Origin of the sequence: Janthinobacterium sp. BJB301 (genome assembly GCF_002735685.1) — a bacterium.
In the GTDB taxonomy this organism is placed as follows: domain Bacteria; phylum Pseudomonadota; class Gammaproteobacteria; order Burkholderiales; family Burkholderiaceae_D; genus Janthinobacterium; species Janthinobacterium lividum.
In genome coordinates this window covers 537,028-558,418 of the sequence record NZ_PDZJ01000001.1, presented here as the reverse complement: position 1 = coordinate 558,418, position 21,391 = coordinate 537,028, and the positions used below count along the sequence as shown (strand labels likewise).

Annotated in this window: 18 protein-coding genes; 9 read left to right on the top strand and 9 right to left on the bottom strand. The window is 64.4% G+C overall.

Translation table 11 applies throughout. The annotated features are described in order from the left end of the window. Window positions 1–2: 2 nt before the first annotated feature. The 5 genes from CSQ91_RS02510 to CSQ91_RS02490 all read right to left on the bottom strand — a co-directional run bounded on the left by CSQ91_RS02510 (window position 3) and on the right by CSQ91_RS02490 (window position 7,818). Complete coding sequence (locus CSQ91_RS02510; protein WP_225317275.1) at window positions 3–1,412, bottom strand: TolC family protein; 1,410 nt, start codon at window positions 1,410–1,412, stop codon at window positions 3–5. Window positions 1,413–1,589: 177 nt separating this feature from the next. Further along, window positions 1,590–3,200 (bottom strand): bifunctional aspartate transaminase/aspartate 4-decarboxylase, encoded by a 1,611-nt coding sequence (locus CSQ91_RS02505; protein ID WP_099387281.1) that lies wholly within the window; start codon window positions 3,198–3,200, stop codon window positions 1,590–1,592. 56 nt (window positions 3,201–3,256) lie between these two features. Then, complete coding sequence (gene aspT / locus CSQ91_RS02500; RefSeq protein ID WP_070279039.1) at window positions 3,257–4,945, bottom strand: aspartate-alanine antiporter; 1,689 nt, start codon at window positions 4,943–4,945, stop codon at window positions 3,257–3,259. A 56-nt stretch (window positions 4,946–5,001) separates the two neighbouring features. Continuing rightward, window positions 5,002–6,684, bottom strand: a complete 1,683-nt coding sequence (aspT, locus tag CSQ91_RS02495) for an aspartate-alanine antiporter (protein WP_070279038.1) — start codon at window positions 6,682–6,684, stop codon at window positions 5,002–5,004. A 261-nt stretch (window positions 6,685–6,945) separates the two neighbouring features. Continuing rightward, entirely contained in the window at window positions 6,946–7,818 is an 873-nt protein-coding gene (locus CSQ91_RS02490; RefSeq protein WP_099387280.1) for a substrate-binding periplasmic protein, read from the bottom strand. Between the two features lie 248 nt (window positions 7,819–8,066). On the opposite strand from CSQ91_RS02490, the gene CSQ91_RS02485 reads away from it, so the two are divergent. Beyond that, window positions 8,067–8,330 (top strand): heavy-metal-associated domain-containing protein, encoded by a 264-nt coding sequence (locus CSQ91_RS02485; RefSeq protein WP_099387279.1) that lies wholly within the window; start codon window positions 8,067–8,069, stop codon window positions 8,328–8,330. A 23-nt stretch (window positions 8,331–8,353) separates the two neighbouring features. Here CSQ91_RS02485 and ubiT read toward each other — a convergent pair whose 3' ends face one another. From ubiT to ubiU, 3 genes are read right to left on the bottom strand one after another with little or no spacing between them, the layout of a single operon-like run. After that, window positions 8,354–8,881 (bottom strand): ubiquinone anaerobic biosynthesis accessory factor UbiT, encoded by a 528-nt coding sequence (ubiT, locus tag CSQ91_RS02480; RefSeq protein ID WP_081345836.1) that lies wholly within the window; start codon window positions 8,879–8,881, stop codon window positions 8,354–8,356. A gap of 20 nt (window positions 8,882–8,901) precedes the next feature. Beyond that, complete coding sequence (gene ubiV / locus CSQ91_RS02475; protein ID WP_099388543.1) at window positions 8,902–9,798, bottom strand: ubiquinone anaerobic biosynthesis protein UbiV; 897 nt, start codon at window positions 9,796–9,798, stop codon at window positions 8,902–8,904. Between the two features lie 9 nt (window positions 9,799–9,807). Beyond that, on the bottom strand, window positions 9,808–10,845 hold the full coding sequence (gene ubiU, locus CSQ91_RS02470; protein WP_412101868.1) for a ubiquinone anaerobic biosynthesis protein UbiU: 1,038 nt from the start codon (window positions 10,843–10,845) through the stop codon (window positions 9,808–9,810). A 162-nt stretch (window positions 10,846–11,007) separates the two neighbouring features. Between ubiU and CSQ91_RS02465 the strand changes: the two genes are divergently transcribed. From CSQ91_RS02465 to CSQ91_RS02435, 7 genes are all read left to right on the top strand, one after another. Further along, window positions 11,008–11,418: a hypothetical protein gene (locus tag CSQ91_RS02465; protein ID WP_099387278.1), complete on the top strand. Its 411-nt coding sequence runs from the start codon at window positions 11,008–11,010 to the stop codon at window positions 11,416–11,418. A 123-nt stretch (window positions 11,419–11,541) separates the two neighbouring features. Then, complete coding sequence (locus CSQ91_RS02460; protein ID WP_099387277.1) at window positions 11,542–13,290, top strand: ribonucleoside triphosphate reductase; 1,749 nt, start codon at window positions 11,542–11,544, stop codon at window positions 13,288–13,290. After that, window positions 13,287–13,487: an anaerobic ribonucleoside-triphosphate reductase gene (gene nrdD / locus CSQ91_RS02455; protein ID WP_070279034.1), complete on the top strand. Its 201-nt coding sequence runs from the start codon at window positions 13,287–13,289 to the stop codon at window positions 13,485–13,487. Before CSQ91_RS02460 ends, nrdD begins: the two co-directional genes overlap by 4 nt. Then, on the top strand, window positions 13,477–14,184 hold the full coding sequence (locus tag CSQ91_RS02450) for an anaerobic ribonucleoside-triphosphate reductase activating protein (protein WP_099387276.1): 708 nt from the start codon (window positions 13,477–13,479) through the stop codon (window positions 14,182–14,184). The genes nrdD and CSQ91_RS02450 overlap by 11 nt, the downstream gene beginning before the upstream one ends. 148 nt (window positions 14,185–14,332) lie before the next feature. Then, window positions 14,333–18,388, top strand: a complete 4,056-nt coding sequence (locus tag CSQ91_RS02445; protein WP_099387275.1) for a Pls/PosA family non-ribosomal peptide synthetase — start codon at window positions 14,333–14,335, stop codon at window positions 18,386–18,388. 11 nt (window positions 18,389–18,399) lie between these two features. Further along, window positions 18,400–18,915 carry a 4'-phosphopantetheinyl transferase family protein gene (locus CSQ91_RS02440; RefSeq protein ID WP_180278323.1) on the top strand — a complete coding sequence of 172 codons (516 nt, stop codon included), beginning with the start codon at window positions 18,400–18,402 and terminating at the stop codon, window positions 18,913–18,915. A gap of 198 nt (window positions 18,916–19,113) precedes the next feature. Further along, window positions 19,114–20,022 (top strand): LysR family transcriptional regulator, encoded by a 909-nt coding sequence (locus CSQ91_RS02435; RefSeq protein WP_034784063.1) that lies wholly within the window; start codon window positions 19,114–19,116, stop codon window positions 20,020–20,022. Here the strand turns inward: CSQ91_RS02435 and CSQ91_RS02430 are convergent. After that, entirely contained in the window at window positions 20,019–20,696 is a 678-nt protein-coding gene (locus tag CSQ91_RS02430) for a phosphoribosylanthranilate isomerase (protein ID WP_099387273.1), read from the bottom strand. The two genes, CSQ91_RS02435 and CSQ91_RS02430, sit on opposite strands and share 4 nt — an antisense overlap. A 286-nt stretch (window positions 20,697–20,982) precedes the next feature. On the opposite strand from CSQ91_RS02430, the gene CSQ91_RS02425 reads away from it, so the two are divergent. Then, window positions 20,983–21,387 (top strand): hypothetical protein, encoded by a 405-nt coding sequence (locus CSQ91_RS02425; protein ID WP_070279031.1) that lies wholly within the window; start codon window positions 20,983–20,985, stop codon window positions 21,385–21,387. Window positions 21,388–21,391: the final 4 nt, after the last annotated feature.

Here is a 21,391-nt window from a genome sequence, read left to right as displayed (position 1 = left end):
TATTATTTGTCCACAGGTAATTGGATATCGGCCGCTGCCGCCAGGCTGCCCAGGCGCTGCGTCTCGCCTGTCGCTTCCAGCAATTGCGCCAGCCCCATCACATAGTTATAGGCCGTCTGCGCGCGCTGGGTCTCGACCTTGGCCAGGTTCAGGCGCGCATCGACCACTTCCAGCGACGTCACTTGCCCTTGCTGGAAGGCCACCGTTTGCAAGCGGATATTTTCGCGCGCCAGCTCCACCGACGAGGCCGTGGACAGATACTGGATGCGGGCGTTTTCCAGCGCGCGCCAGTTTTTCTCGATCAGGGTGGGAATGTCGCGCTCGGCCTGGCGCGCCACCACTTCCACCCGCTCCTGGTCGAGCTTGGCGGCGGCAATCATCTTGCCCGTATTGATGCGGTGCACGAGCGGTACAGACACGACCAGGCCGATGGCCCAGTTCGAACGTACGAGTTTTTCATTGCCGCGATTCAAATTGTAATTACCGATGGCGAAGACGGTGGGCGCGTATTCCTTGCCGTGCAGCTTCAAGGCTTGCTCCGCCTGCACGCGCTTGCTGTCGATCTTTTTCCAGTTCGCATTCTCGCGCATGCCCGTGCTGATGAACGATTGCAAAGTACCCACCGGCAAGCTGTTGACGAACAGCGGCGTGCTGGGAAGCACTTGCGTGTTGACGGCAAGCAAACGGTCGAGCGCCACCTGGGCGATTTCCTCGTCGCTGCGCGCCTGCGCTTCCTCGCTGCGGGCGCTGTCCAGGGCCACGTCGGCGCGCAGGCGTTCCGCGCGCGAAATCAGGCCGCCCTTTTCCAGCTTGGCCGCGTCGCGCTGGTGCTGCGTCACGCCGGCCGTCACTTCGGCCCGCACGGCCACCACCCGCTTGGCCAGCAGCAGCTGGAAATAGCGCTGCGCCACCAGCGTGGCCAGCTGCTCTTCCGCTTCCGTGCGCTCCGCTTGCGCGGCCAGGGTCAGGCTGGAAGCGAGGCCCTTGACGGCATCCAGGCGCCCACCCGTGTAGATGGGCCACATGCCCAGCAAGCCGAAGGAGGTCAGGTCCGTCACCACTTCGCGGTTCAGGGAATTGGGAATGTGCGGCGTGGGCAAGCCGGGAATCGGCGGCAGCACGGATTCGATGCCGCCCACCACGCCGGACAAGCCGCTCGTATCGATATTCAAGTCCGTCGACAGACGGCCGCGAAACGCCGTCAAGTCCACGGAAGGGCCATCGATATTCGACAAGGCTTCCGCCTTCAAGGTTTTCGCGCGCACGTCGAGCGCGGCGCCCTGCACGGCGCCCGAAGCCTTGGCCGCTTGCTGCAGCGCCTCGTTGAATGTCAGCGGTTCCGCCAGGGCGGGCAGGGCCGCGCCCAGCGCGCCCGCCAGCAATAATGATAAGTGTCCTTGCAATCTGCCCATGTAGCGTCCAGTCAATGAATGAGGGGAAAGCACGGGGTTGCCATGTTTATACTTTCACAATAGCAATTATATCTACGGATGTCTATTCCAGCCTGCACTATTGGTTACCTGAGCCGACACATAAAAACGGGCGCCTCTTGCGGGGCGCCCGTTGAGCTCAAGCAGCTACCCGGCGAATTACTTTTTCGCCTTCTTGCCGCCCTTCTCCTTTTCCTTTTCAAATACGGCAAAGAACTCGGACGCCATGTTGCGGATGGCGCGGCCGATGTTGGCGTAGTCGTATTCGTTCAGGTTGGCCAGCGACACGCGGCCGGACGGGTGCGTGGTGCCGAAGCCGCGGCCCGGCAACAGGATGACGCCCGTTTCCTCGGCCAGGCGGAACAGGGCTTCGTTCGGTTTGAGCTTTTTCAGCAGCCACTGCGAAAACTCCACGCCATGCATTTGCGCGGCCAGCGACTCCATGTCCAGCAGGTGGTAGTAGCGCACGGAATTGGCGTCGTGCACCATCGGCAAGCCCAGCTCGCGGTACAGCGCTTCCTTGCGGCGCAGCACGATGCGTTTCATCGACTGCTTGTACTTTTGCTCTTCATCCATCAGCGAGAACAGGGAGAACAGGGTCATCTGCGCCTGCACGGGCGTGGACAGGCCGGCCGTGTGGTTCAGCGCCACCGTGCGGCTGTCAGCCACCAGGCGGTCGATGAATTTCAGCTCGCGCGGCTCCGTCGTGATGGAGTGATAGCGGGCATCGAGCTGCTTCTTGATGGTTTCCGGCAACTTGGCAATCTTGGCGTCAAGCACATTGTTTTCATGCGTGGCCACCACGCCCATGCGCCAGCCCGTCGCGCCGAAGTATTTCGAGAACGAATACACGAGGATGGTGTTGAACGGGCAAATGGCGAACAGCGAGACGAAATTATCGGCAAAGGTGCCGTACACGTCATCGGTCAAAATGATCAGGTCCGGGCGCTTCTTGATGATCTTGGCGATGTATTCCAGGGTTTCGTCATCGATCTTGACGGATGGCGGATTGCTCGGATTGACGAGGAAGAAAGCCTTCACCTTCGGATCGAGCAGCTTGTCCAGCTCCTTCTTGGTGAATTGCCAGTTGTTCGATTGCGGCGCATCGATATGCACGGTATTCAGCTTGTAATCATTGAGCTGGGGAATTTCGATGTAGGGCGTGAAGATCGGCATGCCCAAGGCGATCGTGTCACCTTCCTGGATGATGTGGTTCGATTTCAGGCTGGCAAACAGATACGTCATGGCGGCCGTGCCCCCTTCGACGGCGTACATGTCGAAGTTGCCGACGAATGGATGGTCGCCGATCATTTCGCGGTGGATATACTGGCCGACGATTTTCTCGGACAGGCGCAGCATGCGGTCCGGCACGGGATAGTTGCAGCCGAGGATGGCTTCGCACATCTCGTAGATGAAGTCGCCCGCGTCCAGGCCCAGCTGGTCGCGCACATACGACATGGCTGCCTCGATGAAGTGCACGCCCGGCGTCTCAGCATGCTGGCGCACGAAGATTTCGAAGCGCGCCTCGATACCGTCGCGCGTGGGGAAACCGCCCACGTCGTCCATGTACACATAGGAACGCTCCGCTTCCGTCATGGCGAATTGGCCGAACTGGAAGAAGCCATGGCGTGGCGTAGTCGCCAGGAAATTCGGGTTGCCGCGGCCCGCATTGAGCATCAGGCGGTTGCTTTGCTTGGCCGTCTGGATCAGCGCATCCTTCAATTCAAATGGGCTCAACAGGGCGAGTTTGCTTGGGTTACTGAAATCCATTTTTGCTACTCCTTATAGACTGACAATGTTCAGGGTTCTTGCACATACTTGCAGACTCAGACGAAGGCCACAATCAGCGGCCCCAGCAGGGTCAGGAAAACGTTGGCCAAGGCATATGTGATGGCAAACGGTACGGTGGGAATCGAGTTTTGCGCCGCATTCAGCACTTCGCCGAACGCGGGATTGGCGCTGCGCGAGCCGGACAAGGCGCCCGCGAATACGGCCACGTTGTCATAACGCAAGATGTAGCGGCCGATCAGCATGGTCAAGATCATCGGCAGGATGGTCACCACCACCCCCACGCCAAACAGGGTCAGGCCGTGTTCGCGCACGGTTTGCACGGCTTGCAAGCCGGACGTGAGGCCGACGACGGCAACGAAGCCGGCCAGACCCAGGTCTTTCAGGATTTGCACGGCGCCGCTGGGCATGTAGCCAAACGTCTGGCGCTTGGCGCGGAACCAGCCGAATACCAGGCCAGACAGCAGCACGCCGCCACCGCTGCCCAGGGTCAGCGGAATCGAACCGATGCGCGCCACCAGCAAGCCCACCAGCAGGCCGACGACGAGGCCGGCACCCATGTAGACGAAGTCCGTCTTGGCGCTCGGCACGATCATATAACCCACTTCGGCCGCCACGCGCTTGACGTCCTGCTCGGCGCCGTAGATGGTCACCACGTCGCCCGTCTGCACAACGGTTTCCGCCTGCATGGGGAGAATCTTGCCCATGCGGCTCAGCTGCACGACAAAGATGCCGTGGCGCACGCCCGGCGCCGTGGCGCTGCGGATCTCGCCCACCGTCTTGTTGTGGTAAGCCTTGTTGGTCAGCACCATGTCGCGGCGCTGCATCACCAGTTCCATGCCTTCGACGGCCAGCAATTCCTTGCCCAGCTGGGAAGAGACGCTGAGCATGGCTTCGCGGCGGCCCACCAGCAGCACGATATCGTCGGCCGCCAGCACCAGGTCCGGGCTGACGTCGATGATCTGGCCATTGCGTTTCACGCGCTCGATGGTGATGGCCGTGTTCGGATTAGCGCTTTCGATGTCCGCCACGGAGCGGCCGGCACCGGGGCCCACGTCGTAGATGCGGCCGATCAAGTCAGGCGCGGCCGGCGTCTGGCCCGGCCCCAGCACTTGCACACCCGCTTGCAGCGCCGTTTCCGCCTTGATCGCATCTTCGCGGATGGTGCGACCCATGAGCTTTGGCAAGATGTTGACGCAGACAATGATGGCGCCAAACGAGCCGAACACATACGTCACGGCATAGCCGACGGCCACGTTGCCCTGCAAGCGGGCCACCTCGTCGGCCGCCAGGCCCAGCTTGGTGATCGCGTCGCCGGCCGTGCCGATGATGGCCGACTGCGTCAAGCCGCCCGCCGCCACGCCGGCTGCCAGGCCCTTGTCCAGGCCAAACACCTTGGCCAGGATGACCACCGTCAGCAGCGCCGTCACGGCCAGCACGACGGCCAGGATGATTTCGCGCACGGACTGGCGCCCCAGCGAATTGAAGAATTGCGGCCCGCTTTCATAGCCAACCGCGTAGATGAACAGGGCAAACAGCACCGACTTGACGCCGGGATCGATGGCGACGCCCACCTGGCTGACGAGTACCGCCACCAGCAGTGAACCGGCTACCCCGCCCAGCTGGAACGAGCCGAACTTGATCTTGCCGATGTAGTAACCCACTGCCAGGGAGAGAAACAAGGCAATTTCGGGCGACTTCTTGAATAACTCATGCAACCATTCCATGCGGACCGCCTTTCGTGTTGAAGGAATTCTTTACTGCGTGTGCCCTTGCCGGCTGCTCATGCGTGGACGGAGCCGGCCAAGGCCACGATGAGCGGCCCCAGCAGGGGCAGCACCACGTTCGAGATGGCATACGTAATCGTGTAACCCAGCAAGGGCGTGGAATTGCCGGCCGCGTTCTGCACGGCGGACAAAGCCGGCGTACTGCACTGCTGGCCGGCGATGGCGCCCAGCAGCACGGGCGCTTCCAGCTTGAGGAAAAAGTGCCCCACCAGCAAGGACAGCGAGGCGGGGATGACGGCGATCAATACACCCATCAGCGGCAACGACAGCCCGTACTGGCGGATCAGATCGATCGCCTGCGGCCCCGACGCCAGACCCACGCAGGCGATGAAGGTGGCCAGGCCGATATCCTTCATCATGTCGAGCGCGCTGGGCGGGATGCCCTGCATGCCCGGCTTGCGCGCCTGGTACCAGCCGAACACGAGGCCCGTCAGCAAGGCGCCGCCGCCCGTGCCCAGCGAAAACGGGATGCCGCCCAGCTTGGCGGAGAAGCCGCCGATATACACGCCCAGCACGATGCCGATGCTGGCGTAGACGATATTGCTGCGGTCGCCCGTGGGCACGCGCTTGCCGATGGCGGCCAGCGCCGTGTTCAGCTCGCGCCCTTCCGTCGTGCCGTACAGGCGCAGCACGTCGTCGCGCTGCAAGGAAAGATCAGGCAGCGGCGGCATGCTGTGTTCGCCACGAACGACGGCCGCCACATGCACGCCGGACGGCAAGGCCAGCTGGCGCAAGGGCTGGCCGACCAGCGATGCTTGCTGCAGGAGCACTTCGACGGCCGAGACAGCCATGTTCAAGCCCGTCGTGTCGGCAAATTCCTCGCCCAGGATGGCTTCGGCCGCCACCAGCGCGGGACGGTGGCCGATCACCAGCACTTCGTCGTTGTTGCGCAGGCGCAGTTCCGGTTCCAAGGGCAATACCTTGCCGTGCCGGCGCACGCGCGTGATGCTGGCGCGGCCCGCAAAAATATGCTGCAAGGCATCGAGACGGCGTCCCGCGCCACGGCTGATGCGGTAGGCGCGGCCCACCATTTCCGGCGTCGCCTGCACGCCGTCGCCATCGGTCTGCGCGCCGCCCATCTTTTCCCACAATTTATCGGCTTCCTCGCGCAGGTTGACGCGCAACAACAGCGGAAATATCTGGCTGGTGACGATGACGATGGCGATCAGGCCGAAGATATACGTGATGGAATAGGCGGTGACGACGTTGGCCTGCAGCTCGGCGATGCGAGCGGCCGGCAGCGCCAGTTTCGAGATGGCGTCCGTGGCCGTGCCGACGACGGCCGATTCCGTGGCCGCGCCCGCCATCATGCCGGCCGCCGTACCCTGGTCCAGGCCCAGGAAACGCGTGGCCAGCAGCACCAGCGCCAGCACCACCACCACTTCGATCAGGCACAGCAGCCCTAGTCGCAAACCCTTGGCATTCAGGTTGGCAAAGAACTGGGGACCGCCCGCATAGCCGAGGGCAAAGATGAACAGCATGAAGAAGACGTTCTTGACGCTGGCGTCCAGGGTGATGCCCAGCTGGCCGATCAGCAGCGCGGCGATCAGGGTGCCGCACACGCCGCCCAGCTGGATCGGGCCGAAGCGTATCTGCCCTACCGCGTAGCCTAGCCCCAGCGCCAGGAACAGGGCCAGTTCCGGCACCTGGTGCAATATGGACGTGATCGAATCGAGCATGGAAAAACCTTCGAAAAGATAACGGATGGTTACAAGAGAACAGAGCGTTCGGCGGCTGACGGCAGCTGGCTGTTGAACGGGCGCACGGATCCTGCACGGCACTTGCGATAAACGCTTGCGCCGGAGAAATGTTGTTACGAGGAATTATGTTCGGTGAAAATTTTACAAGTGTCAACAGGTGTTCTGTTGAACTTGCTTTGCTTTTCATCAAACATCCTGCGCACGATTGAAGCACTTGTTTGACATCGATCAACAAAACTATTAGTAATGTCTTGGACGATACCAAAGTGCCTTGCGCGCCAGCGGTGTCTCTTCCGGTAAGTCGGAATTGGCCAGCTCCAGCACGTGGCGCCGGGACAGATTCAGGCCCTGCGCGAGGCGGCCAAAATGGCGCTGGAACAGCTGCGCGAAACTGCCGTCGGCAAGCATGGTCTCCAGTCCCGTTTCAATGTGGCGCGCCAGTTCCGGCCGGTGCTTGCCGACAAAAAAGTACAGCGCGGCCGGGTAGCGGATGACCAGGTGAGTGTCCAGCGCCAGCGGCAATTGCGCGTGGCTGGCCAGCTCGCTTTGCGCCTCGATCACGGAACGGGGAAAGTAATCGATGCGCCCTGCCGCCAGTTGCTGGAACAGGCCTTCATAGGTGCTCGACGTATCGAGGCGCAAGCCATTCGCCTGCAGGATGGCGGAGTCGGGCCAGTCGCGCATCTGCCCGGCCGACAGCCGCGCCAGGGCGGCAATGCTGCGCACGCCGCGCAGCAGTTGCGGCCGGCGCGCCTGGATCAATGCCACTCTCCAGCCGATGAGGCCGCGGTCGATGGGGATGCGCACTGGCAACAATTGCGTTTCGCGCGCGCGGCTCGTCATCGCCCAGACGACATCGACGCTGCCCGATGCCATGGCGATTTCCTGCATCGCGCGCGTCTGCACCATGCGCAGTGCGGAACGGCGCAAGGCATAGGCCTGGCCCGAACGGGCCAGCGCCTGCTGCAGCAAGGCCGTCACATAGCCTTGCTGCGGATCGTCGAGCGCCTGATGGCGCGGATACACGAGCGGCAGCGGCAGCGGCGGCACCGCGCCGATGGCCGCGCCCAACGGCCACAGGGCGGCAAGCTTGAGCAGGGGGCGGCGCCGCATGGCCCCTCCTTTCCAGCGCATTCATAGCGTTCTTATCAGAATGACAGTATCGCGCAGCAGAGCACGCTTGTCGACTGGAATACGGCAACTGTGTACAAAACAACAGCAGTTTCAGACTGCAGCAGAGAGGCTGGAGTTAATCCAGATCAACAAAACCGCAAATAGGAAATAAATCTTGCGTGCTGCTCTGGACGGCATGCGCGCCCCTCGCCTACGCTGTTTTTTTATTTGAAAAACAAGAGGAACACATGCAGACAGCGCGCTTGAATATTATCGGGATGGATCACGAAGGCTGCGCCGACAGGCTGACGGGCGCGCTCGAAGCCGTTACGGGCGTGACCACCGTGTGCGTCTCGCTGGCGCGGCACGGCGCCACGGTGCAGTTCGACGAACGTCTGGCCACGCAGGAACGCCTGCTGGCCGCCGTCAACGACGCCGGCTTCATGGGCGAAGCGACGGATGAAGAACAGCTGGCATCGTGCAGCGGCGCTTGCGGCCACTGCCGCCACTGAGCGCCTGCCCTCCCTTTTCCAGCTCAGCCTTCGCGCGCGCCCCGGTCGCGCAGATGCGCCAGCACGCGGCGCGGTCCCAGCGCCTGCAGGTCGAACGGCGGCAACTCGATGGCGTCGAGCGTATTCTTGAACAGCAAGCCCAGTTCCGTATCGCCTTCCAGGCTCAAACGACGGCTGAAGAACAGGGTGTCCGGATCTTCGTGGCGCCGCGCCAGCAGCATCAAATCATGCACGCTGGCCGCGATGCACAGGTCCGGCACGTCGACATAACGCTCGGCCACGAACACCGTGCCCTGCCACTCGAAATCGAAGGCGATGCCCGCGTCCAGCAGCCGCAAACGCAGGCTGCGCCCTTCCAGGCTGCGCCGCACGTCGTCGGGCAATTGCGGCGCCAGCAGGCGGTTCAAGCCTTGCACGAACAGCCAGGAGGCGGGATACGGGGGCAGCTTGGACAGCAATTCGGCCAGCGGTTCCGGCAAGCGGTACGACACGCCGGGCTTGCTCATGGGAGGCTTGGCCGGGATCGGCAATCTTTCCAGTTGATCTTGCATGGTACTTCCTTTCGATGCGTTCAATGTGCGGCGTGCTGTTCCATGCCGGGCTGGCCGTGCCAGTAGCCGTCGCAGGCGCCGGCCGGCTGGCAGGCCGCCAGCTGGGCCTGGGCGCCGATGCCGCTGACCTGCCCACGGCGGGCGCGGTCGAAGATGGCGATGACTTGTTCCGTATGCATGGCTTGCGGGCTGATGCGCGCCACCGCCACGCCCATGTCGCGCATGGCGTCGAGTTCTCGCACCAGGTTGTAGACCAGCGCCGACTGCGTCTGCGTGCCATTCAACACGAGGAATGGCACTTCGTCGCGCGTGCGCAGCAGCAGGCCGTCCGGCTCTTCCAGGCAGCTGTAGCCGCAATCGTCCTTCGGCAGGTTGCGGTTGCGCGCCGTGAAGCAGCGCGCGGAAAACGCCAGCGGCATGCGGCCGTAGGCGAAGACTTCCGTCTCCAGCCCTTCCGGCTTCTGGCGCTGCATCTCGGCCAGCGCAGTCTGCCCCATTTCCAGCGGCATCACCCAGCGCCGCGCGCCCAGGCGCGCCAGCAGTTGCAGGCTGGGACCATTGAACAGGTTCAAATGGGGACCGGCGACGAAGGGCGTGCCCTTTTCCATGCAGTGCACGGCGCCCATGTCGTTGGCCTCGACGCCGTAGCGGCCATTGCCCGTGATGCGGCGCAGGGTCGCCAGTTCGGCGCCCGCCTCGATCAGCGCCTGCGTCGACAGCACCACTTCCTTGCCGGCGGCGGCCAGCATGTCGGCGATATCGAGCCAGTCGGCCAGACGCACCTCATGCCGGCGCGAGCAGACGGTTTCGCCCAGATACACGATATCGACGGCGGTGCCGGCGATCTGCTGGTAAAACTCGAAGACGGTGGCGCGTGGCCAGTAGTACAGCAAGGGGCCCAGTGAAAGCTTCAGCATGTTCATCCTCTATTTCCAAGATCTGTGGTAAGCACCTAATGTGTGCTGCTGGCCTTCGGCCAGCTTGTCCATGGCCGCCATCCAGCCCGGCTTGACGGCGTAGCGCGCATTGCCTTCGCGGCAGGCGTCGATCGCCTCGCGCCACACGCGCGTCACCTGCGCCACGTAGGCGGGGCTGCGCTGGCGTCCTTCGATCTTCACGGCCCGCACGCCCATGGCGATCAGTTGCGGCAGCAGCGCCAGGGTATTCAGGCTGGCCGGCTCCTCGATGGCGTAATACTCTTCATCATTGACTTCGAAACGGCCCTTGCACAGGGTGGGATAGCTGGCGTTTTCGCCGGGCGCATAGCGGTCGATCAGCACGCCGTTCAGGCGCGATTCGAGGCCGTTCGGCGTTTCCAGCCAACGCACGGATTTCGCCGGCGAGCACACGCCATGGGTATTCGGCGCCTCGCCCGTCGCATACGACGACAGCGCGCAGCGCCCTTCGACCATCACGCACAGGGAGCCGAAGCCGAAGACCTCGATCTCGACTTCCGTCTTGGCGATCAGTTGCTCCACCTGCGCCATCGACAGCACGCGCGGCAGCACGGCGCGGGCGATGCCGAAGTGCTCATGGTAAAAATTGATGGCTTCGTAGTTGGTGGCCGAGCCCTGCACGGACAGGTGCAGGCGCAGCTGCGGGTGATGCTCACTTGCGTAGGCCATCAGGCCCGGATCGGCCACGATCATGGCGTCGATGCCGGCCTGCGCGGCGCGGTCGATGGCGCTGCGCCACACGGCCCAGTTGTGCGGCTGTGGATAGGTATTCAGCGCCAGCAGCACCTTGCGCCCATATTGGTGGGCGTAGCGCACGCCCTCGGCGATGGCCTTCTCGTCGAAATTGAGGCCGGCGAAATTGCGCGCATTGGTGGCGTCGCGAAAGCCTAGGTAAACGGTGTCGGCGCCATTGTCGACGGCCGCTTTCAAGGCGGGCAGGCTGCCGGCGGGGCAGACCAGTTCCAGCGGTCCGGCCACGCGGGTGGCGGTGGTTGATTCAAGCATCATGATATTCACAGTCCTGTATCGGCTCAGGGTGCAGACTATAGCCCCGCCCATGCTGCCCAGTCCTTGACGCAGGTGAAGGAATGCATGCATGGCTGGCGCGCGTTCAACTTGCTTGACCTGGCTGTAAAATGCCCCCCTTTTCTCCCTCTTCGATTGCCCGCCATGCCCCGCAAACCGCTGCTGATCTTCCTGCTCACCCTGTTCCTCACCGTGCTGCAAGTGCAGTGGGCCGCGCCGGCCGACGGCTACGATGACGCGACCCTGTCCGTGCTGTCGCCCGAGGTGCTGGGCGCGTATCCGGGCGTGCTGCTGCTGTTCCTGCAAGCCGTCTTCGCGCGCCGCGCCATGCCGGTGCCGCGCCAGATCGCCATCAGCACGGGCTTGCTGGCCGTCTACTGGCTGCTGGCGAACTACGTCACCTTCGATATCCGCGTCGCCAGCTGGAGCACCTTCTCGCCGCTGGAAATCTGGGCGCACGTGCTGCCCGCCTCCGCCATCAGCATCGCCGTCTGCGCCGCCGCGTACTTTGGCCTGAGCTACTTCATCCTGCGCCAGGGCCGCGCGAAAAAGTAAACGGGGGCGCTTTTTTCACCTGCATCAAGGATTCGTCACGCAACTGCACGCGCCCTTTGACGCCACTATATTTAGTGATTAATCTCCATAAAAACACCGCATGTTGTGTTTATTGGAGGTTTCATGACGACAAATGCAGTTTCCCCCACACGCGGCCAGGTCGATGTCGCCGCGTCCATCAATGAATACCTGGAGCGGCGCGACTGGCGTGTCAACGCCAACGCCAACCAGGGCTACTCGCTGGGCGGCCTGATACTCAACGTGTCGGGCAAGGTCATCGCCAACTACTGGCTGGACCAGGTGTATCCGCCGGAAGTGGGCGCGGCGCACCGCGAAGCGGCGCTGCACATCCACGACCTCGACATGCTGGCCGGCTATTGCGCCGGCTGGTCGCTGCGCACCCTGCTGCACGAAGGCTTGAATGGCGTGCCGGGCAAGATCGAATCCGGTCCGCCCAAGCACATGTCGAGCGCCATCGGCCAGATCGTCAATTTTCTCGGCACCCTGCAAAACGAGTGGGCCGGCGCGCAGGCGTTCAGCTCCTTCGACACCTATATGGCGCCCTACATCCGCAAGGACAGCCTGCGCTACGAAGACGTGCGCCAGTACATGCAGGAACTGATCTTCAACCTCAACGTGCCATCGCGCTGGGGCACGCAGACGCCGTTCACCAACCTCACCTTCGACTGGGTCTGCCCGGACGACTTGCGCGAGCAGATTCCCGTCATCGCCGGCCAGGAAATGGACTTCAGCTATGGCGAGCTGCAGGTGGAGATGGACATGATCAACCGCGCCTACATCGAGATCATGATGGCGGGCGATGCCAAGGGCAGAGTCTTCACCTTCCCCATCCCCACCTATAACATCACCGAGGATTTCGACTGGCATAGCGAAAACGCCGAACGCCTGTTCGAGATGACGGCCCGCTACGGCCTGCCCTATTTCCAGAACTTCATCAATTCGGAACTCAAGCCGAACATGATCCGCTCCATGTGCTGCCGCTTGCAGCTGGACTTGCGCGAACTGCTGAAACGGGGCAACGGCCTGTTCGGTTCCGCCGAGCAGACGGGTTCCCTGGGCGTGGTGACGATCAACTGCGCGCGCCTGGGCCACCGATGGCGCGGCGACGAGCCAGCCCTGATGGCGGACCTGGACCGCCTGCTGGAACTGGGCAAGACCAGCCTGGAAATCAAGCGCCGCACCATCGAAGAACTGATGCAGCAAGGCCTGTTCCCGTACACGAAGCGCTACCTTGGCACCCTGCGCAACCACTTTTCCACCCTGGGCGTGAACGGCATCAACGAGATGATCCGCAATTTCAGCGGCGACGCCTGGGACATCACGACGCCAGAAGGCCACGCGCTGGCCGTGCGCCTGCTCGACCACGTACGCGCCCGCATGGTGGCCTTCCAGGAAGAGACGGGCCATATGTACAACCTGGAAGCGACGCCGGCCGAAGGCACGACCTACCGCTTCGCCCGCGAAGACCGCAAGCGCTTCCCCGCCATCCTGCAGGCGGGCACGGTCGACAACCCGTACTACACGAATTCGTCGCAGCTGCCCGTCGGCCATACGGACGACCCGTTCGAGGCGCTGGAATTGCAGGACGCGCTGCAGCGCAAGTACACGGGCGGCACGGTGCTGCACCTGTACATGACGGAAGCGCTATCGGACGCGAATGCCTGCCGCGAGCTGGTGAAACGCGCCCTGAGCCGCTTCTCGCTGCCCTATATCACGGTCACGCCCACGTTTTCCATCTGCCCGCGCCACGGCTACCTGGCCGGCAAACATGAATTCTGTCCCACCTGCGACGCGGAACTGATCGCGCGCAAGCAGTCCGATCTCGCTCACCCACTCAAGGAAACGCCATGAACGCACGTCCCGACTTCACTCCCGCCATCACCCTGCTCGACACCGAACGCCAGCGCTGCGAAATCTGGACCCGCGTGATGGGCTATCACCGGCCCGTCGCCTCGTTCAACATCGGCAAGCAGGGCGAATTCCACGAGCGCCAGTACTTTACGGAAGCGAGCGCGCGGGTTGGCCTGCCCGCCTGCCATGGCGGCTGATTTGAAAGTGGGCGGCCTGACGCCCTTTTCCGCCACCGACTACCCTGGCAAGCTGGCGGCCGTGGTGTTCGTGCAGGGCTGCCCCTGGCGTTGCGGCTATTGCCACAATCCTCACCTGCAGGCGCGCACGCCGGAAGGCGCCATGCCCTGGCACGACGTGTTGACCTGGCTGCGCCGCCGCGCAGGCCTGGTCGACGCCGTCGTCTTCAGCGGCGGCGAAGCGTGCATGGACCCGGCGCTGGGGCGGGCCATGCAGGACGTCAGGGAACTGGGATTCGGCATCGGCCTGCACACGGCCTGCATCTATCCGCAGCGCCTGCAGGAAGTGCTGCCCCTGGTCGACTGGGTCGGCTTCGACATCAAGGCGCCGTTTGCCGACTATCGTCATGTGACCCGCGTGGCCGGCAGCGGCGACCCGGCGCGCGCCTGCCTGGACGCCATCCTCGCCAGCGGCGTCGCCTACGAATGCCGCACCACCACCCACCCGGATCTGCTGCCGGACGAGCAGTTGCTGTCCCTGGCCACCACCCTGGCCGCGAAAGGCGTCGACAACTACGTGCTGCAGCAATTCCGCGCCGAAGGCTGCGCGGACGCGGCGCTGTCCGGCCGCCCCCTGCACGGCTATCCGGCGGCGCATACCTTGGCGCAAATCGGCGCCATGTTTCCGCGATTTACATTCCGTAATCATGGCGGTTGATCCTGCCGCCACATAATTGCTGAAAGCTCTACAAAATTCCCCGTTCTGCAACGCTGAAATGTCTTGCGTGCTGTAATGTATCAACTGTGCCGCGCGCCATGCGCAGCCCGTCAGATTCTTCACTCCGCATTACAGATAAGCGTCATCCATGAACGATTTCACTGCAGTCAGCCCAGGCACTCCCTCCACCCACGCCGACATCCTGTACGGCCCGCCGCGACCGGATCTGCTGCGCGAGGAAGTACTGGCCGACCTGCTGGAAGCGACGGCCCGCCGCTGCCCGCAACAGACCGCCCTGATCGACGGCGAACGCCGCATCACGTATGCGGAACTCGACGCGCAGGCGGGACTGGCCGCGTCGCGCCTGGTGGCGGCCGGCGTCAAGCCCGGCGACATCGTGGGCCTGTGGCTGCCGCGCGGCGCCCATCTGCTGCTGATGCAGGCGGCCATCGCCAAGGCGGGCGCCGCCTGGCTGCCCGTCGATGAAGACACGCCCGTCGAGCGCCTGCAAGTGTGCCTCGATGACGCCAATGGCTTTGGTGTCGTCAGCTGCGCCCAGTTCGCGCCGCGCCTGCTGGATGCCGGCGTCAAGCGGCCCGTGTGGACGGCGGAAAGCCTGCTGGCCCCCGCCGCGCCGGGCGAAGTGCTGCCCGCGCGCGGCGCCGTGCTGCCGGAACACCCGGCCTATGTGATCTACACCTCCGGCTCCACGGGCAAACCGAAGGGCATCCTGATCAATCAACGCAGCATCTGCCACTTCCTGCGCAGCGAAAACGCCGTGCTGGAAGTGACGCAAGACGACACCGTCTACCAGGGCTTTTCCGTCGCCTTCGACATGTCGTTCGAGGAAATCTGGATCGCCTACCTGGTGGGCGCCACCCTGTGGCTGGGGCCCAAAGATATCTCGGGCGACCCGGAAGCCTTGCCGCGCGCGCTGGCCGAGAACAAGGTCACCGTGCTGCACGCCGTGCCGACCCTGCTGGCCCTGTTCGCGGAAGATGTGCCCAGTCTGCGCCTGATCAACCTGGGCGGCGAGATGTGCCCGGAGTCGCTGGTCGAGCGCTGGTCGCGCCCGGGCCGCGCCATGTTCAACACCTATGGCCCCACGGAGGCGACCGTCTCGTGCAGCCTGGCGCGGTTGCGGCCCGGCGAACCGGTGACCATCGGCACGCCGCTGCCCAACTACGGCTTGCTGGTGCTGCAGGTGGCCGAGCCGGGAGAAAACCGTCCCCTGGCCCTGCTGCAGCGCGGCGAGACAGGTGAGCTGTGCATCATCGGCCCCGGCCTGGCCGAGGGCTACCTGGGCCGGCCCGACCTGACGGTGGAAAAATTCCTGCCCAATCCATGGGCGGCCAGCGAGGATGACGCGCGCCTGTACCGCACGGGCGACCTGGCCCGCATCGATGCCGACGGCCAGGTGCTGTGCCTGGGCCGCGCCGACGACCAGGTGAAAATTCGCGGCTTCCGCGTGGAGCTGGGCGAGATCGAGGCCGTGCTGGCGCAGCAGGCGGGCGTGGGCACGGTGGCCGTGTTGCTGCGCAAGGATGACGGCATCGACCAGCTGGTGGCCTACATCGTCGGCAGCGAGGAGGCGTCCGAGGACGCCCTGGCGGCAAAGACCCTGCGCGCGGCCCTGAACCTGCATTTGCCACCCTACATGGTGCCGGGCCGTTTTGAATTGCTGCCGCTGATGCCGCGCCTGACCTCGGGAAAAATCGACAGGAAGGCCTTGAAGGCCATGCCATTGTCCGCGCCGCCGGCAGGCGAGGCAGGTGAATCGGACGTGCCGGAAACGCCGGCCGAAGCGGCCCTGTTCGCGGCCCTGGCCAAGCTGTTCCCGGGCCAGGCGATTTTGCGCCAGCTCGACTTTTTCAGCGACCTCGGTGGCCACTCCTTCCTGGCCGCGCGCCTGGCCTCCGCCCTGCGCGCGGATCCGGCCTACGCCCACATGACGGTGCGCGACATTTACCAGAATCGGCAGATCGGCAAGATCGCCGCCGTCTTGAGCGAGGCGCCCGCGCTGGCCACGCCGGAGGCGGAGTGGACGCCGCCGTCCACCCTGAAGCGCTGGCTGTGCGGCGCCGCGCAGGCGGCAGCCGTGCCTGGCCTCGTCACCCTGCGCATGGCGCAGTGGATGGCGCCCTTCTTCACCTACCACTTCTTCACGGGCGACACGGGAGATACCGTGCCGCGCGCCATCGCCGCCTCCATCGGCGTGTTCCTGCTGGCGACCCTGGCCGAATTTGCCATTGCGATTGCCGGCAAGTGGCTGATCGCCGGGCGTTTGAAGCCGGGCAGCTATCCGCTGTGGGGCGTCACGTATTACCGCTGGTGGCTGGCAGACCGCCTGGTCGAATCGGCTCCCGCCTACCTGCTCAGCGGCTCGTCCCTGAATAGCTGGTGGCTGCGCGCGCTCGGCGCGAAGGTGGGCAAGGAAGTCGTCATCGGCTCGATGACCCTGCGCGCGCCCGACCTGCTGTCCATCGGCGACAACGTCAGCGTGGGCAATGCCGTCAACTTTGAAAACGCCAGGGTCGAGCGGGGCCGTCTGCTGCTGGGCCGCATCAGCATCGGCGACGACGCCTGCATCAGCTCTTACGCGATCATGGAAGGCAATACCACAGTGGGCGCGTTCGGCCACCTGGAGGGCCAGTCGGCGCTGGCCGATGGCGCGGCGGTGCCCGCCGGTCGCGTCTGGACGGGTTCCCCCGCGCGCGACATAGGCGCGTTTGACGTGGCCAGCCAGCCGCCGCGCCCCGCCGTCTCGCGCCTGCGCCTGACGGGCGAAACCCTGTTCTTCTGCTTCGGCATGGTCCTCATCGCCGTACTGTTCTTCATGCCCGTCTTCCCCAGCTTCGTGCTGATCGACTGGTTCGACGAGCGTGAAATGATGCCGTGGCTGCAGGGACGCGACGTGACGACCCAGCTGGCCCGCTACTTCCTGCTGGCCTTCCCCGCCAGCGCCGTGCTGATCGTGCTCACGGCCTTGCTGTCGGCCGCCATCCGCTGGGGTGCGCTGCCCCGCTTGAAGCCGGGTAGCTCGCCCGTGCACAGCAATATCTATTGCGCCAAGTGGCTGGTCAGCCATATCCAGGAATCGAGCCTGAACGTGCTGCACGGCATCTACGCCACCGTGTACGCGCCGTACTGGTACCGCCTGCTGGGCGCCAAGGTGGGCAAGGGCGCGGAAATTTCCACGGCGCTGGGCGTGGTGCCCGACATGCTGACCCTGGGCGACGACACCTTCATCGCCGACGCCGTCATGCTGGGCGACGAGCAGATCGACGGCGGCTGGATGACCATGCGCCCCACCGTCATCTCGCACCGCAGCTTTGTCGGCAACGGCAGCTACATCCCGGACGGCACCACGCTGCCCGAACACGTGCTGATCGGCGTGCACACGCATGCGCCGCGCAATGAGCAGATGCACAGCGGCGACACCTGGCTGGGCTCCCCGCCCATGCATTTGCCCGCGCGCGAGCAGGTCAGCGGCTTTGCCGAGCACCTGACCTTCAAGCCATCGCTGTTGCGCCGCCTGGGCCGCAGCCTGATCGAAGCCTTCCGCATCGTCGCGCCGCACGCGGTGGTGATCGCCGTCGGCTACACCCTGGTGCTGGACGTGATGCCGATCGCGGGTGCGGGACGCTGGGGCGAAGTGGTGAGCGACCTGGCGATTGCCGGCCTGGCCTACGGCATCGGCAATTTTCTGGTGGTCGTGCTGTTCAAGTGGCTGCTGCTGGGACGCTACCGCAAGCACGCGGCGCCCATGTGGACGCCGTTCGTGTGGATTTCGGAAGGCGTGACCAACCTGTACGAAGGCATCGCCGTACCCAACTTCATGCGCTACCTGCGCGGCACGCCGTGGCTGCCGCTGGCCTTCCGCCTGTTCGGCTGCAAGATCGGCCGCGGCGTCTACATGGATACGACCGACATCACGGAATTCGACTGCGTGCACATCGGCGATTACAGCGAATTGAACGCGCTGACCTGCCCGCAAACGCATTTGTTCGAAGACCGCGTGATGAAGATCGACCATGTGGAGATCGGCCAGCGCGTCTACATGGGCCCGCGCAGCTCCGTGCTATACAGCGCCAAGGTGGGCGACAACGCGCGCCTGGGCCCCTTGACCCTGGTGATGAAGGGAGAACACATCCCCGCCGGCAGCAACTGGGCCGGTTGCCCGGCGGCGCCGCTGCGCAACTGATGGATGATAAGGTGCTCTTCTCAAGAGACGGCGTGCTGGTGATCCGCATCGCCGCCGTGCTGCCGCGCGCCGAAGCCCGGTGGCGCATCCGCGCCGCCGTGCGCGAGGCGGCGGCCCGCTGGCTGCATGTCAGTATCGGGGCGATTTCGGTGGCATCAACGCCGGGCACCCCTCCCCGCTTGCTGCTGGCTGGAAGCACGGCCAGCCTGTCGTTCAGCCATGACGAGGGAATCTCGCTGGCCGCCATCGGCCTGCATGGCCCTGTCGGCATCGACGTGATGCGGGTGCAGGAGATTCCCGACTGGTTTGAGCTGGCGCGCGATTACCTGGGGCCGCAGGTGGCCGAAGAGCTGGGCGCCTGCCCCGCCGGTCGGCGCCCATTGGCCCTGGCGCAGGCGTGGACGGCGCGCGAGGCGGCGCTCAAGCGTGCGGGCTTGCCACTGGCGGAGTGGAACGGGGTGGCACCGGCTTGCCGCTTGCACGCCTTTGCGATGCCGGCGCCGCATGTGGCGACCCTGGCATATTAATCTTCCTTCCCTTTGCCAGCCCCGCCGATCTGGACGAAAATCAGTTTTACGATAATACTGACGAGCAATCCCAGCACCCCGATCAATTCCAGCATGGTCTTTCCTTTGCAGTGACAGCAGACCAGCCCACTGTAACGCGAACCCCGGGGCCAGGCTAATATCAAATCAGGCAGTCTCCGATCTCGAAAAGGCATACAATTGATTTCCATCAGACAGTTCCGCTATTTTGTCGAAGTCGTCGATGCGGGCAGCTACTCGCGCGCGGCGGAAAAGCTGTACATCGCGCAGTCGGCCCTGAGCCGGCAAATCAAGGAGCTGGAAGGTGAAGTACAGGCCCTGCTGCTGACGCGCGACGCGCGCCATATCGAACTGACGCCCGCGGGACAGGTCTTTTATGAGCGGGCCAAGCGCATCCTCGAAGACATCGACGAAACCGTGCGCCAGACGCGCCACGTGGGACAAGGGGCGCAAGGCATCGTCCGCCTGCTGCATTCGAGCTCCGTCACCCTCACGCCCGCCATCGGCGCGGTGCTGAACCGCCTGCTGGCGCAATTTCCCGGCGTTTCGCTCGATGTATCGAAAGGGTCGTCGGAAAACCAGGCCGCCGACATCGAGGAAGGCCGCGCCGACCTGGGCCTGGTGCGCCTGCCCACCCTGCGCAAGCATGCCAACATCGTAGTGCGCGAGCTGTTTACAGAAAAGCTGGTAGTGGCCGTGTCAGCGACGTCGCCGCTGGCCGCGCTGGAGCGCACGACCATCGCGGCATTGCGCGACGAAGCCTTCGTCTCGATCCCGCACAAGGACCGCGGAGGCCTGAGCTACCTGGTGGCGGGCCTGTGCCTGGCGCAGGGCTTTTTCCCCAAGGCGGCGCGCGCCCTGTCGCGCAAGACATCGCAGCTGAACCTGATCGAAGCCAATATGGGCATCGCCATCGTCCCTGACAGCATGCGCCTGGTGGCGCCGCCCGGCGTGCGTTTTATTGCGCTGCCGGACGAGGAATCGCATTCCGTCGTCGGCCTGATCTCGCCGCGCGCGGCCAGCGGCATGGTGGCCGCGTTTACAGAGGCGTTCGTGCGCGAGATGAATGCGCTGGCAGCGGCGGATTAACCCTCCGCATACAGCGCCGCATCCACGTCGCGCACGGCCGCCATCAGCAAGGCCAGTTTCATGACATCGAGCTTGCCATCCGTGCGCACGCGCGAGCACAGGTCGATGCCGTAGGGGCGCACCTGGCGCAGCGCATCGGCTACGTTGGTGTCGTCCAGCCCGCCTGCCAGGAAGACGGGACGGGGACTGGCGCGCACAAAGCGCGCGCTGACGGACCAGTCATGCGTGCGGCCCGTGCCGCCCAGTTCCGGGACCTGCGCGCCGGGGCGGCCCGAATCGAGCAAAAAAGCATGCACATGGGGCGCATAGGCGGGTATCAGCGCCAAAGCCTCGGCCCCTTCCACGTGGATCACCTGCACGCGCCGCACGTGCGGCAGCAAGCGCGCCAGCTGCGCCACTTCGCCGGGGTCGATATGGCTGACGATCTGCACGGTGGACGGCTGCGTGGCGCGCACGTGTTCGGCGATGGCTTGCGCCGTCGTCTCGGACGTCAGCAGGAACGTGGCCACGGGCGGCGGCGTCCAGGCGGCGATCTGCGCGATGCGCGCGTCGGGAATCGGGCCGGGGCCGGATGGCATGGCCGCCACCAGGCCCAGCGCGTCGGCGCCGGCGGCAATGGCCAGTTGCGCTTCGTCGATGGAAGCGATGCAGCAGATCTTGATGCGGGTTCTCATGGCCTTGCGTGCTCAGTCGGGATGATCAACATTACAACACAGGGCGGCGCACGCGCCAAGACACGCGGTCAAGGCCGCGCACGATTGTGTGCCGGAATGGGGCGCACCCACCTCGTCTCGACGGAAGGCCACGCCATGCCGCCGCAACACCACCGCCAGCGCAGCAGCGGGCAGGGGCCGCTCCTCTGGCGCCTGATCGTCAGCCCGCGCTGATTGACATGCGCCAGGCGGCGGACGATACTTGCTTTATCCGGAATCGCCATTGGAACGTCACTGGAACACCAGCATGCGTATCGTCGACTTTGAAGTCCGCAAGGAGTGCCCGCCGCAGTTGTGCGATTGCGAACGCGAGCGCCTGCTCGACGATGCGCAGGCGGACCTTGCCATCCTGCGCCTGAACCTGACGGAAGAAAAGCGCCTGCTGGCGCATATCGAGCAGATCGACAGCTATACGCAGCTAAAGAAACTGCAAGAGCGCTTGAAGAGCAACCTGGGCGTGGACTTGCAGATTGCGCCGGGCAGCGGCGAAGTGCGCACCGTGCGCGGCTTCCAGATCCGCCTGCTGGAGCGGCCCGGCCTGTGCCGCAAGACGCGCGCCGCCATCCCGGCCGCCGTGCGCCGCTGCCTGGCCGCGCATCCCGAGATCGCGTTTGCGATATTGAATGAAAACGATTTGCTGGGTGGGGTGTGAGCCG